The sequence below is a fragment of the Aequorivita sp. 609 genome, assembly GCF_014212065.1.
Classification (GTDB): Bacteria; Bacteroidota; Bacteroidia; order Flavobacteriales; family Flavobacteriaceae; genus Aequorivita; species Aequorivita sinensis.
Genome location: NZ_JACJVM010000006.1, coordinates 451,813 through 465,894, shown reverse-complemented (window position 1 = coordinate 465,894; position 14,082 = coordinate 451,813). Strand labels below are relative to the sequence as shown.

The 14,082-nt window shown below is 34.4% G+C and carries 14 protein-coding genes and 1 other RNA gene; 8 read left to right on the top strand and 7 right to left on the bottom strand.

All coding sequences use genetic code 11. The features are described from left to right. On the top strand, positions 1-134 hold a 134-nt coding region (locus H4O20_RS05570; protein WP_185098530.1), incomplete at its 5' end, for a transposase. Positions 135-195: 61 nt separating this feature from the next. On the opposite strand, the gene ffs is transcribed toward H4O20_RS05570, so the two are convergent. After that, positions 196-294, bottom strand: an RNA gene (gene ffs, locus H4O20_RS05565) — signal recognition particle sRNA small type. An 87-nt stretch (positions 295-381) separates the two neighbouring features. On the opposite strand from ffs, the gene H4O20_RS05560 reads away from it, so the two are divergent. Continuing rightward, the gene (locus tag H4O20_RS05560) at positions 382-1,425 is read left to right on the top strand and encodes a glutaminyl-peptide cyclotransferase (protein WP_139855159.1); all 1,044 of its coding nucleotides are present in this window, start codon (positions 382-384) and stop codon (positions 1,423-1,425) included. 175 nt (positions 1,426-1,600) lie between these two features. After that, positions 1,601-3,130, top strand: coding sequence for a hypothetical protein (locus H4O20_RS05555; protein ID WP_185098529.1), 1,530 nt, complete (start codon positions 1,601-1,603; stop codon positions 3,128-3,130). 76 nt (positions 3,131-3,206) lie between these two features. Here the strand turns inward: H4O20_RS05555 and H4O20_RS05550 are convergent, their stop codons facing one another. The 3 genes from H4O20_RS05550 to glyA all read right to left on the bottom strand — a co-directional run bounded on the left by H4O20_RS05550 (position 3,207) and on the right by glyA (position 5,662). Then, a complete protein-coding gene (locus tag H4O20_RS05550; protein WP_185098528.1) occupies positions 3,207-3,704 on the bottom strand; it encodes a lipocalin-like domain-containing protein in 498 nt (165 codons plus the stop codon). 29 nt (positions 3,705-3,733) lie between these two features. Beyond that, positions 3,734-4,213 carry a nucleoside deaminase gene (locus H4O20_RS05545; protein ID WP_185098527.1) on the bottom strand — a complete coding sequence of 160 codons (480 nt, stop codon included), beginning with the start codon at positions 4,211-4,213 and terminating at the stop codon, positions 3,734-3,736. A 174-nt stretch (positions 4,214-4,387) separates the two neighbouring features. After that, a complete protein-coding gene (gene glyA, locus H4O20_RS05540; RefSeq protein WP_139855155.1) occupies positions 4,388-5,662 on the bottom strand; it encodes a serine hydroxymethyltransferase in 1,275 nt (424 codons plus the stop codon). A gap of 286 nt (positions 5,663-5,948) precedes the next feature. On the opposite strand from glyA, the gene fahA reads away from it, so the two are divergent. Together fahA and H4O20_RS05530 are read left to right on the top strand one after the other, a co-directional pair. Then, positions 5,949-7,229, top strand: a complete 1,281-nt coding sequence (gene fahA, locus H4O20_RS05535) for a fumarylacetoacetase (protein WP_139855154.1) — start codon at positions 5,949-5,951, stop codon at positions 7,227-7,229. A gap of 153 nt (positions 7,230-7,382) precedes the next feature. Beyond that, entirely contained in the window at positions 7,383-8,564 is a 1,182-nt protein-coding gene (locus H4O20_RS05530) for a hypothetical protein (protein ID WP_185098526.1), read from the top strand. A 29-nt stretch (positions 8,565-8,593) separates the two neighbouring features. Here H4O20_RS05530 and ytxJ read toward each other — a convergent pair whose 3' ends face one another. Then, complete coding sequence (ytxJ, locus tag H4O20_RS05525; protein ID WP_185098525.1) at positions 8,594-8,986, bottom strand: bacillithiol system redox-active protein YtxJ; 393 nt, start codon at positions 8,984-8,986, stop codon at positions 8,594-8,596. Positions 8,987-9,214: 228 nt separating this feature from the next. Here ytxJ and clpB point away from each other — a divergent pair, with 228 nt between their 5' ends. Next, the gene (gene clpB / locus H4O20_RS05520) at positions 9,215-11,815 is read left to right on the top strand and encodes an ATP-dependent chaperone ClpB (protein ID WP_139855151.1); all 2,601 of its coding nucleotides are present in this window, start codon (positions 9,215-9,217) and stop codon (positions 11,813-11,815) included. Between the two features lie 53 nt (positions 11,816-11,868). Here clpB and H4O20_RS05515 read toward each other — a convergent pair whose 3' ends face one another. Together H4O20_RS05515 and H4O20_RS05510 are read right to left on the bottom strand one after the other, a co-directional pair. Then, on the bottom strand, positions 11,869-12,399 hold the full coding sequence (locus tag H4O20_RS05515) for a hypothetical protein (RefSeq protein WP_139855150.1): 531 nt from the start codon (positions 12,397-12,399) through the stop codon (positions 11,869-11,871). A gap of 249 nt (positions 12,400-12,648) precedes the next feature. Continuing rightward, positions 12,649-12,834, bottom strand: a complete 186-nt coding sequence (locus H4O20_RS05510; RefSeq protein WP_185098524.1) for a CsbD family protein — start codon at positions 12,832-12,834, stop codon at positions 12,649-12,651. Positions 12,835-12,990: 156 nt separating this feature from the next. On the opposite strand from H4O20_RS05510, the gene H4O20_RS05505 reads away from it, so the two are divergent. Then, on the top strand, positions 12,991-13,545 hold the full coding sequence (locus H4O20_RS05505; RefSeq protein ID WP_185098523.1) for a histidine phosphatase family protein: 555 nt from the start codon (positions 12,991-12,993) through the stop codon (positions 13,543-13,545). A 66-nt stretch (positions 13,546-13,611) separates the two neighbouring features. Then, on the top strand, positions 13,612-14,079 hold the full coding sequence (gene smpB / locus H4O20_RS05500) for an SsrA-binding protein SmpB (protein ID WP_139855147.1): 468 nt from the start codon (positions 13,612-13,614) through the stop codon (positions 14,077-14,079). Positions 14,080-14,082: the final 3 nt, after the last annotated feature.

Sequence of the window (14,082 nt, the reverse complement as noted above, 5' to 3'; positions counted from 1 at the left end):
ACTATTTTATAAACAGAAGTACAAATGCATCAGCAGAATCATTCAATGCAAAGATAAAAGCATTTAGGGCACAATTTAGAGGAGTGAAAAACGTAGAATTCTTTCTGTATAGATTAACAACGATTTTTGCATAAACACAACAATTGTTCTTGATCCGTTTTGAGCTACTTTCAGAACGAAAGTTTATTGCATAAAAAATGGCAAGCTACCTACATCACACCGCTACGACCATTTACCTTTGCTGCGTTCCCGCCCTGGAGGATTCAACAGGAGCTGGTTGTGTAGGACTTGCCGCTGCAAAGATAAAGCTTTTTCAAGTTTTTCCAAGTATTTTCACATTTCAATTTTAATAAATACCTTGCAGAAAAATTATCGTGAATCATGAAAATCTATAACGCTTTAATTCCTACACTCTTACTGCTTTTTTTAGGTAGTTGCGGAAATAATTCTGAAGACAAAAAAGATGCTTTTTCACTCGAAATTAACGAGCCGAAGAAGACATATACCACCGAAGATGTTATTTCTTTGACATTAAACAACAAGAAAAGTTTAAAAACAGATTCTATCGCCTACTTTTTAAACAATGAGAGACTTGAAGTTTCAGGGAAAACGGTTTCTCTTTCTGGACAAAAACTGGGAGAAAAAACGTTATTAGCTAAAATTTACAGCGATGGTGATGAATATGAAGCATCAACAAAACTCCTTATTTTATCTTCAATAAAACCGAAGCTATACACATATAAAGTTATTGAAACCTATCCGCACGATATAAATGCATATACTCAAGGTTTAGAGTTTAATGGTGACATTCTATACGAAAGCACAGGGCAGTACAAAGAATCTACCCTTAGAAAAACCGATTACAAAACGGGTGAGGTTTTACAAATGGTAAAACTTGCCGATCAATATTTTGGCGAAGGACTTACCATATTGAACAACAAAATCTACCAACTTACTTGGAGAGAAAACACAGGTTTCATCTACAATTTGGAAACTATGGAACAAACTGGAACTTTTGTTTATGGCAAAAGTAAAGAAGGTTGGGGACTATGCCAGGATGGTGTAAACATCTATAAAAGTGACGGAACAGATAAAATATGGACCTTAAACCCAAACACACTTGCCGAAAAAGACTATATCGAGATTTTTACAAACACTAGTAAAATCAGCAGTGTTAACGAATTAGAATGGGTAGAGGGAAAAATTTACGCGAATGTATACCAACAAGGTTCAATCGCTATTATCAACCCTAAAAATGGGGCGGTAGAAGGAGTAATTGACCTTACCGACCTTAAAGATAAAGTGACGCAGCACCCAAAACTAGATGTCCTAAACGGGATTGCTTATAAAGGTGAAGAAAACATACTTTACATTACCGGTAAAAACTGGGATAAGCTTTTTAAAGTTGAGATTATTGAAAAGTAAAAACCGTTATAATTTTAAGTAACTATTTTTCAACCACGAATTCACTAAACAAATTGTGAATTCGTGGTTGATTTTTTTTACAATAATATTTTACAAAATATCCTTTCAAAACTTCTTTTAGCATTACAATAATAAGCTTCATAAAAAGTTATATTTTTACCAAAACTTTATTTGAATGAGGTATTTATACGGATTGGCAATTTTGAGTTGCTTAGTGCTATGGAGTTCGTGCCGAAACGACTTTGAAACTGTTGCAAGTACTGGAAAATTAGAATTTTCGAAGGACACAGTTATGTTAGACACTATTTTTTCTAACATTGGTTCTAGCACATATAATTTAAAGGTTTATAACCGAAGTGATGAAGACATCAACATTCCTACTGTTCGATTGAAACAAGGAGAATCTTCAAGTTACCGACTTAATGTAGATGGTATGCCTGGAAAGGTATTTGAAGATGTTCAGATACTTGCCAAGGACAGTATTTTCATATTTATTGAAACCACTTTTGACGTAACGGGAGTACCTACAAATCCCAAAGAGTTTCTTTATACAGACCAACTTCTTTTCGATACCGGCGGCAATGAACAAAAAGTAGAATTAGTTACTTTGGTGAAAGATGCTGTTTTTCTATATCCTGAAAAATATGAGGACGGTACTTACGAATCTCTCAACTTAGGAATGGACAGCGATGGTAATGATATACTTGTAAAAGGATTCTTCCTTGACGACGACGAGCTTACATTTACAAATGAAAAACCCTATGTAATTTATGGTTATGCAGCTGTGCCAAGTAATAAAACACTTATGGTTGAAGCTGGTGCTCGTGTTCATTTTCACGCAGGAAGCGGAATTATAGTTGCTGAAAATGCTACTATGAAAACTATGGGTGCACCAAGCTTGGACCGCGAAGCAATGGAAAACGAAATTATTTTTGAAGGCGATAGATTAGAACCTGGTTTTGCTGATGTTCCTGGACAATGGCTTACCATTAGATTCACAAGTGGAAGTGTAAATAACGAATTCAATTACACAACTATTAAGAATAGTACAGTTGGATTATTACTTGAAGACAGTCCTGTCACTTTAAAAAACGTACAGATTTACAACAGCGCGAACGTTGGTTTATTAGCGCGAACTGGAGTAATTGATGCTGAAAATATGGTAATTAGCAATAGCGGACAATCATCATTAGCAATTCAACTTGGCGGAAGTTATGAGTTTAGACATTCTACATTTGCTAATTACTGGAACAATGGATTGCGTACCTTCCCTACAGTTTCATTAGACAACAGTTTAGAAACTGAAGAGTATATTTTTGTAGCGGATTTAGTAAAAGCTAATTTCACAAACTGTATTATCTATGGAAGTGAGCGTCGTGAATTTTCATTATTAAAAAATACGGAAGCTGATTTCAATTTTAATTTCACCAATTCGTTGTTGCGTTTTGAAGATCCTACAGGTGAATTTAACGACAATCCAATTTACGATTTTGAAAATCCTCAATATTATACCGAATCAAAGTTCAATATAGAACCTATGTTCCAGGACACTGAGCTTAACAATTACAATATTGAAGCCGGAACTTCAGGAGCTGATAATATTGGTAAAAATGATGTAAGCCCAAACATAGATTTAAACGGAAATTCTAGAAGTACTCCTCCTGATGCAGGAGCTTATGAGGCTACTGTTTTTCCTGAGCCTTAAATTTTAAAACATTTATTTTCAATAAAAAACCCATCTCTAGGATGGGTTTTTTACTGCACTATTTTTAATGAAATTGTTATTTAACCTTCAACCATTTTAGTTTTAATCTTGAATTTTTTCTTTCTACCGGCTGCATAATTAAAGTATCGCCAACAAAGTAAAACCTTCTTTCGGCTGTATGTCCAAATTCGGAAGGGTTTGAATGCGAGAGTTTGTAATGAGACACAGTACTATCTGCTTCAGAAACTTTGTAATTCCCCATATAATAATAGGACTTAGTAATGTGTTTTAAAGCTTCTAATGATATGGAATCTGTAAAATTTGGAAATTCTACGTCTGCATTTTCGTAATCTTTATCATAAAGATGAAGTGCTACATGATTATTGTTATCGTATAAAAGATAACCATCCATCCCACCGCGGTAATGACTCCATGTATTAGTTGTAGTATCGCGCACCTTCATACTTTCCAGTTTCCAAAGACCCGTAATTGAAGGGCTGGTAAGTTTTTCGTTTTGACAGGAAATCGCAAACCATAAAACTCCGGCGGCAACGATATATTTAATTTTCTTCATTTACTAAAAACTCAATTCGAAATAATTATTTAGTAATCCACTCTACCCTCTTTATCTTCCCATTTATTAAAAACGACTCTACCTTCTTCTCTGTTCAGATTGATAAATTTCACGTTTCTATCTTCAATTTTCTTATCTATTTCATCATAAATAAAATGGTCGTCGAAACCTATTTCAGCTGCATCTTCTTTAGTACAAGCATAATACACAGCTTTTGGTCGGGCCCAATAAATCGCACCTAAACACATAGGGCAAGGTTCGCATGAGGTATAAATAATACAATCATCCAACTGAAACGTATTCAGTTTTTCACAAGCCATACGAATAGCCACAACCTCAGCGTGAGCAGTAGGATCGTTACTAGATGTTACTTGATTATAACCTTCGGCGATAATTTCACCATTCTTTACTACTATCGCTCCAAAAGGACCACCAGCATCAGCATTCATCCCTTTTTCAGAAAGTTCAATCGCTCTATTTATAAATTTTTTATCATCTTCTGTAATCATTTCAATTTATTTTTAAAAAATAGTTCTAATTGTTTTTAGTAACTATTAGAAAATTTATCTATCGATTTAATTTATTCAGGTTTAAGTCTAAAAAAACCTATAATAAAAAAACAACTCTCCAACTATACCTAGAAATATTTCAGGGAAAATTAGAGAGTTGTTTTCTAGGCGTTATTACATTTTAAAAAGTGGTAAACCAGACATCATCTCGTTAACCTCTTCGGCAATGCTCTCTAATTTAGCTTCGTTATCGTGATTCATAATTACCTCATCAATCAAGTCGACAATTTTGCCCATATCTTTTTCAACCAAACCACGTGTTGTAACGGCTGCAGTTCCAACTCTAATTCCACTTGTTACAAAAGGTGATTTATCATCAAATGGCACCATGTTTTTATTTACTGTAATATCAGCTTTACTAAGTGCTTCTTCTGCCTCTTTTCCAGAAATATTTTTATTTCGAAGGTCAATAAGCATCATATGGTTATCTGTACCACCTGAGATAAGATCGTAACCTTTATCAACAAAATGCTTTGCCATTGTAGCTGCATTTTTCTTCACTTGTACCATATAGTGCAAGAACTCATCTGTTAATGCTTCACCAAATGCAACTGCTTTAGCCGCGATAATATGCTCTAATGGCCCTCCTTGGTTTCCTGGGAAAATTGCACTATCCAAGATACTACTCATTTTACGAAGTTTTCCGTTTTTCAGTTTAATACCAAATGGATTATCAAAATCTTTCCCCATTAAAATCATACCTCCACGAGGACCGCGTAAAGTTTTGTGTGTTGTAGTAGTTGCAATATGGCAATGAGGTAATGGATCCCCAATAATACCTTTAGCAATAAGTCCTGCTGGGTGAGCTATATCTGCAAAAAGGATTGCTCCAACTTTGTCCGCAATCTCGCGAAAACGCTTGTAATCCATTTCACGTGAATACGCAGATGCTCCAGCGATTATCATTTTTGGCTTTTCTCTCAGTGCGATTTCCTCAACCTTATCGTAATCGATTAGTCCAGTTTCTTTTTCAACACCATAGAAAACAGGGTTGTAAAGTTTACCAGAGAAGTTTACTGGTGAACCGTGCGTAAGGTGACCACCGTGAGAAAGGTCAAAGCCTAAATATTTATCGCCTGGGTTTAAGCAAGCTGCAAAAACTGCTGTATTTGCTTGTGAACCACTATGTGGCTGCACGTTTGCATATTCAGCTCCAAAAAGTGTTTTTGCACGATCAATTGCTAGTTGTTCAACTTCATCAACAATTTCACAACCTCCGTAATAGCGCTTACCTGGATAACCTTCAGCATATTTATTAGTTAAAACTGATCCAGCAGCTTCCATAACTTGGTCGCTTACAAAGTTCTCTGAAGCTATCAGCTCCAAACCATTTTTCTGTCTTAGTTTTTCCTCTTCTATAAGTTCAAAAATCTGTTCGTCGCGTTTCATAGTAAAATTTTATTATTTGAAATAAGGGTTAAAACATCTGTTTATTTTCAAAAAAATTAAGCTCTTAAAACCTTTTATGAAGCTAATATTTTTTTTGAAAGTTAATTAATTCCAAAAATAGCAAATCCAATTGGTAACTGTGGTGAAATATATATATTTGATGAAGAATTTAATGAACGAAACATAAGTTACAAACTATTCTTATTCCATAATTAATTCCTTGAATTTCAGTAATTCGAATAATTTTTACTTAGTTTTATTTCACAACTATAAAAGATATTAAAAAATGCCTATAACAGCTAATGACCCTAATCGAAAAACCTGGCTCGAAACTAATCCAGATACAGATTTTCCAATTCAAAATATCCCTTTTGGCGTTTTCTTAACCAGAGATGATATTATTACTATCGGCACCCGTATAGGAGACTATGCTATAGACCTAGGTGCTTTACATCAATTAGGCTATTTCAAAGGAATTGACCTTACTGATGATATTTTTCTTCAAGACACATTAAATGATTTTATAAGCGATGGAAGAAAAACTTGGCGTTTGGTACGTAACCGAATTGCCGATATTTTCGATAAGGAAAATCCTGAGCTTCGCGATAATGAAAATCACAGAAAGCACATTCTATTTACTATGGATGAAATAGAAATGCAGCTTCCTGTACAAGTAGGAGATTACACCGATTTTTACTCAAGCAAAGAGCACGCAACAAATGTGGGCACGATGTTTCGCGGAAAAGAAAATGCTTTAATGCCAAACTGGCTTCACATCCCTGTTGGATACCACGGAAGAAGTTCGTCTATTATACCTAGTGGAATTAATGCTCGTAGACCTTGGGGACAAACTATGCCTGAAGGAGCTACCGAACCTGTTTTTGGTCCGTCAAAACTAGTTGATTTTGAGCTTGAAATGGCTTTTATCACTACTGATGCCAATGCTTTAGGTGAACCAATTCCTGTAAATGAAGCTGAAGATTACATTTTCGGATTAGTACTTTTCAACGATTGGAGTGCTCGTGATATTCAAAAGTGGGAATATGTTCCCCTTGGACCATTCTTAGCGAAAAACTTCGCTTCTTCTATATCACCTTGGATTGTAACTTTAGATGCACTTCAACCTTATAAAGTAGAAGGTCCTAAACCTGAAAGAGAACAGCTACCTTATCTTCAGTATAAAGGAAAGAAAAGCTACGACATCAACCTTGAAGTTTACATCGCTCCAGAAAATGCAGCCGAAACAAAAGTTTCTACTTCCAACTTTAAATATATGTATTGGAATATGGCTCAGCAACTTGCGCATCATACTGTAAATGGATGTAATGTAAATAGCGGTGATATGATGGGAAGCGGAACTATTTCTGGACCAACTCCAGATTCTTATGGTTCAATGCTAGAACTTACTTGGCGCGGTGCTAAACCTATCACTCTTTCGGATGGTACGGAAAGAAAGTTCATAAACGATAACGACACCGTAATTTTAAGAGGATACTGTAAAAATGACAAAGTACGTATTGGCTTTGGTGAATGTAGAACAAAACTACTTCCAGCGATAAAGCAATAAAAATTCAATTTTATTAAACCACGGAAACGCTAAAATTATAATATATTAGTGTTTTCGTGGTTTTTTATTTACCCAATTTATATACGATAAAGTATTTATCTAAAAATTGGTACTACTATTGTATTTTAGCTTTCACAACTAATCCAAATTATTATGAAAGCTTATTACATTCTTTTATTTACAGCACTTTTAAGTTTTTCTTGTAATAGCGTAAAACGAACTGAGAGATTTGTTTCTCAAGGGAATTACGATGAAGCTATAAATCTTGCGGTTAAAAAACTTCAAAAAGATAAAACTGCTAAAGAATTCGACACACACATCAAACTTTTAGAAGTTGCATTTTTAAAAGCTACGGATAGGGACTTGCGTGAAATTGAGTTTCTTAAAAAAGATAAATCAACTTCGAGTGCTAAAAAAGTCTACTACTCATACCTAGATTTAAAAGATCGCCAAAATAAAATTCGCCCCCTCCTACCGCTACACAGTCTTGAAATGGGACGGAAAGCAAACTTCGTTTTTTCCGATTATTCAAATGAAATACTCAATTCAAAAGAAAATTATCTAAATGCTCTATATCAAGAAGCTCAATTATATTTAAATAGTAATTTGAAAAAAGATTTCCGTAGTGCATTCAATGTTTTATGTGAAATAGACGAAGTGCAACCAAATTATCGGGACGTAAAAAAACTAAAGGAAGATGCTCATTTTTATGGAACCGATTTCGTTTTAGTTGAATTAAAAAATCACACAGGACAATTTATCCCATTTAGATTGGAACAAGATTTATTAGATTTTAACACCTACGACTTAAATGAATTTTGGAAAGAATATCACGGAAAACCTGAGCAAGGTATTAACTACGATTTAGGTATAGATCTGAATTTTCAAACAATTCAAATTTCTCCTGAACGTATTTCAGAAAAACAATTCACTAGAAAAGAACGTGTAAAGGATGGTTACGACTACAGATATGACAGAGGTGGAAATATTATAAAAGACAGCCTTGGCAACCCAATAAAAATCGATAAGTTTAAAGATGTTTCGGCCTTAGTAACTATTACCACGCAACAGAAAAGTGTGTTTGTTGGAGGTGAAGTAGTCTATAAAGACTTAAACAATAGAAGGAGGATAAAAAACTTCCCTCTTTCAGCAGAATTTATTTTTGAAAATGTGTTTTTAAAATACCGTGGAGACAAACGTGCATTATCTAATGAAGATATGCAACTTCTAACCAATCATTTTATAATTTTCCCAAGCAACGAACAAATGGTTTTTGATGCTGGTACAGTTATAAAGGAGAATTTCAGGGAAATTCTAATAAACAACCCATTTTAAATAAAGTAATTAAAAGTACTAAACTATAGTTAAATAAATTTTGTGAGGTCAGCAGCATCAATGCCGTTATGTGAATCGTGGTGCACCACTACCCCATCTTTAATTACAATAAGCTGTGGGCTTTCGTGGTTTACTTTAAAACGTGTTGCTATTTCATTTGAAATATCGCGATTTTGCAACAAATCTAGAAAATACAATTTTAGCTGATCGTCATTTAAGCTATAATTTTTTTCGAACATCTTTAGGACGCCACGACTCACACCACATCGAGTGGAGTGTTTAAAAATTGCAACTGGTTTTGTTTTAGACTGTGCTACTAAATCGTCTAATTGCTCTATTTTACCTAAAACGGGCCAAGGAGTTTCTACTATTTCCTCTTTAGCAGCATCTCTTGGTGATTTAAACATATCAAATAGTCCCATAATAATTTCTTTTATACAAAGCTACAAGTTCTATTGTCATAAATATCTAAATGAAATGATAAAAGCTAAAAACAACGGTCATAATGTCTGTTAAATGACTGATTATTACAGACATTTTGTCTTAATTTTATAATGGCTTTGTATTTGTAATTCGACTAAGCACAATAACTTTCGCTCTATAAACGAAGCCGAAAGAAATAAACAAAAAGCAAAAAAAGAATATTATATATGAACTTTAACAATTTTACCATAAAAAGTCAGGAGGCCATCCAAAAAGCGCAGCAAATAGCGCAGGGATTTGGCCATCAGCAAATTGAAAACGAACACATACTCAAAGCTATATTTGAGGTGGATGAAAATGCCACACCATTTATTTTAAAAAAATTAAATGTAAACCTTGTTACCCTTAAACAGATTTTAGAAAAGCAACTAGAAAGTTTCCCTAAAGTTTCTGGTGGTGATATTATGCTTTCACGTGAAGCCAATAAAGCTGTACTTGAAGCGAGCAATATTGCTAAAAAAATGGGCGATGAATTTGTTTCTATTGAACATCTTCTATTGGCAATTTTAAATTCTAAAAGTGCTATTGCCCTAAGTCTAAAAGACCAAGGAGTAACCGAAAAAGGGATGAAAGCTGCTATTCAGGAATTACGAGGTGGCGAAAAAGTAACTTCACAAAGTGCTGAAGAAACCTATAATTCATTAAACAAATACGCTAAAAACCTGAATCAACTAGCTCGTGATGGCAAGATGGATCCAGTAATTGGTCGTGATGAAGAAATAAGAAGAATTCTACAAATTCTTTCTAGAAGAACTAAAAACAACCCAATGCTTGTTGGAGAACCAGGAACTGGTAAAACTGCAATTGCTGAGGGTCTTGCTCACAGAATAGTGGACGGGGATGTACCTGAAAATTTAAAGACTAAAGAAATTTATTCATTAGATATGGGTGCGTTAATCGCCGGAGCCAAATACAAAGGGGAATTCGAAGAGCGATTAAAAGCTGTTATTAAGGAAGTAACTTCAAGCGAAGGAGACATTGTTCTTTTTATCGACGAGATACATACTCTAGTAGGTGCTGGAGGTGGACAAGGTGCAATGGATGCCGCGAACATCTTAAAACCAGCATTAGCCCGTGGTGAATTACGTGCAATAGGAGCAACAACGCTTGATGAATACCAAAAGTATTTTGAAAAAGACAAAGCCTTAGAGCGTCGATTCCAAAGAGTTGTTGTAGATGAACCTGATACTGAAAGTGCAATTTCAATATTACGAGGAATTAAAGAAAAGTACGAAACCCACCATAAGGTACGCATTAAAGACGAAGCCATTATTGCTGCCGTTGAACTTTCAGAAAGATATATTACAAACCGTTTCCTTCCAGATAAAGCCATTGACTTAATGGATGAAGCAGCTAGTAAACTTAGAATGGAAATCAACTCTAAGCCTGAAGAACTAGATGTTTTAGACAGAAAGATAATGCAACTTGAGATTGAAATTGAAGCGATAAAACGTGAAAACGACGAAGTTAAGTTGAAGTCTCTACATTCAGAATTAGCCAATTTAAAAGAAGAACGAAATGAACTTAATGCAAAGTGGCAAAGTGAGAAAGAAGTAGTAGATAATGTTCAGAATCTGAAAAAGGAAATTGAAGAGTATAAGCTGGAAGCTGAACGCGCTGAACGAGATGGCGATTTTGGAAAAGTAGCAGAGCTTCGTTACGGAAAAATTAAAGAAGCCCAGGAAAAGCTTACCAAACTTGAAACGCAATTGGCGGAAAATGACGAAAGCACATCTTTAATTAAAGAAGAAGTTACTCGAGAAGATATTGCTGAAGTTGTTGCAAAATGGACTGGAGTTCCAGTTACCAAAATGCTTCAAAGTGAACGTGAAAAACTATTAGTTTTAGAAGATGAGCTTCACAAACGAGTAGTTGGTCAACACGAAGCAATAGTTGCAGTAAGTGACGCCATTAGAAGAAGCCGCGCAGGATTGCAGGACGAAAAAAAACCAATTGGTAGTTTCTTATTTTTAGGAACAACTGGTGTAGGTAAAACCGAGCTAGCTAAGGCCTTAGCTGAATATCTATTCGATGATGAAAGTGCCATGACGCGAATTGATATGAGTGAGTATCAGGAAAGACACAGTGTGAGCCGCTTAGTTGGTGCACCTCCAGGATATGTGGGATATGACGAAGGTGGACAATTAACCGAAGCTGTACGTCGTAAACCTTATAGCGTGGTGTTGCTAGACGAAATTGAAAAAGCACACCCTGATACATTTAATATTTTATTACAGGTTTTGGATGAAGGTAGGTTGACAGACAACAAAGGACGATTAGCAGATTTCAAAAACACCATAATTATTATGACTAGTAATATGGGTAGTCAGATAATTCAAGAGCGTTTTGAAGCGGTAAAAGATCCGGATACTGCAATGGAAGGTGCTAAAACTGAAGTATTAGCATTGCTAAAACAAACAGTTCGTCCAGAATTCTTGAACCGAATTGACGACATTATAATGTTTACACCACTCTCAAGAACAGACATCCGCAAAATTGTGGAACTTCAATTGAAAGGTGTGTCTAAAATGTTGCTGAAACAAAATATTGTTTTAGACGCTACACCTGAAGCTATCGATTATTTAGCTGAGAAAGGTTACGACCCTCAATTTGGAGCAAGACCAGTGAAGAGAGTTGTACAGCGAGAAGTTCTAAACGAGCTATCTAAGGAAATTCTCGGAGGAAAAATAACTACAGAAAGTATTATACTGCTAGATAGTTTTAATGATAATCTTGTGTTTAGAAACCAAGAGAATATAGTAGAATAATTTAGTATTACTATTCTATGAAAATCCCCCAAGCGAAGGTTTGGGGGATTTTTTTATCTAGTTTTAAGTTTTACATGAAGTTCATACTCGCCCTCAGCCAATCCATTTGCTCCTGTCACACCAATTACCACTTGGAAAGGATTTGCAATAGCCGTTAAATTTTTTACTGTACGCGTATGATTCTGAGTTCTTCCTCTTTTTTTAAAATCCCATTTATGTTCAGCTTCACAACTCACGCAACTGTATAAATTAGGTACTATATTTTTCTCCGAAACTGTTCCAACTTGATATGCGTAAATGCTAAAATTAGCTCTACGATTTTTAGGAACCACCGTTACTTCCATTTCGGAATAAGCCGGTAAATCGGTATAATATAACACATGATTTCCAGTAAATTTATTTTTTTGCGTTTCTGGGAAACATGCATTATTACTTTTCCACGCCCAAGATAAATCCTCCATAGGCTTACCTTGATTAAGGTTTCCTTTCAAAATACCATTGCCATTTTGAAAATATATAGGTTCTTGACAGTAAGATTGTAGCGAAATAAATAGAAACAAAAGTGCAAGTGAAAATATTTTCATTTTATTATTAATTTAAATGGTTAGTGAAGTTTTAATATCAAAATCTCTATAAAACTATTAACTAATTTATTCTTTAGTAAGCTTATTTAGTGAACACCTACTTTTTATTTAGTGAATAAAAAATAAACTGCTAGAAGCTGCTCTGTATTTGTAGAAAAATTAGACACAACAAAAAGCCCATCAAAATTCTAATATTGAATTTTGATGGGCCTGGCTTCAAATAAAGCAGTAACTATAGTTTAGAAATAACTACCACTTATCTATCATATCCTTTAATTGTTCTCTGGTTTTACCCGTTTTCTCTTGAAGGCGACCAAGTAATTCATCAGACTTTCCTTCAGCGTACATTAAATCGTCATCGGTAACATCTGCAAATTCTTGCTTAAACTTACCTTTCACTTGATTCCATTTACCTTTAAACTGATCTTCGTTCATAGCTTTTTGATTTTAGTTTAATTAATTATTTTTTTTGATACTATAAAATTACATGTCTTCTCTTAGATTTTATATTAATGAAACCCTAAAGGTTCTTTGAATTAAGTTATAACTTTGCTAACAAGTCTTAAATGATGTTATTTAAAACACAACACTATGAAGCAATTTCTATTATTATTGATTTTTATGCCGCTTTTTACATTTTGCGGTCAACAAAAAGAAAAAAACATCGAGGGACAGTCTTCAGAAGAAACCAATGAAGTCGAAACCCCACTATATAAAGCAACATATTATTTAATTCGTCATGCCGAAAAGGATAGAACAGATCCTCAAAATGAAGATCCTAGTCTTAACATAGATGGAATGATGCGTGCAAAAAATTGGGCGAAATATTTCGAGACAATCAAAATAAACGAGATTTACGTAACTAAATACATTAGAACCAAGCAGACAGTTTCCTTTATTGCTCAGCAAAAAGCAATTTCTCCTAAAACTTACAATCCAAACACATTATACTCTGAAGACTTTCTAAAAGAAACCAATGGTAAAACCGTTATCATTTCGGGCCACAGCAATACTACCCCTATGCTGGTAAACAAACTTATAGGAGAACAAAAATTTAAAGACATGGATGATAGCGATAATGCAACACTTTTTAAGGTATCTATCGATGGAAACAACCGAAACGTAGAGACTTTAAAAGTGGAATAACATCTTCTTTTCGGATTTTATAATAAAATTTAGAAATTCTTCTTTATTCATTCTATTTTTGCATCTATGGCAATTCAGAAAAACGTAAAAATTAAAAATCGTAAAGCTAGGTTTGAGTATGAGATTCTCGATACTTTCACTGCAGGCATTGTTTTACGCGGAACCGAAATAAAAGCCATCCGAGAAGGTAAGGCCTCGATTGCTGAAAGCTTTTGTGAATTCAATAGTAAAGGTGAACTCTTTGTCATAAACATGACTATTCAAGAGTATAGCCACGCTACTCATTACAACCACAGCCCTAAAAGTGAACGTAAACTTCTTCTCAATCGAAGTGAATTAAAGAAACTTGAAAAAGAAGTTAAAAACTCTGGATTAACCATTATACCATTAGTGCTTTTCACTAATAACAAAGGGTTAGCTAAAATAGATATCGCTCTTGCTCGAGGTAAAAAACTATACGACAAAAGGGAAACCATAAAAGAAAGAGATACCAAAAAACAACTTAGCAGAATTAAGAAATCCTTTAATAATTAGTTG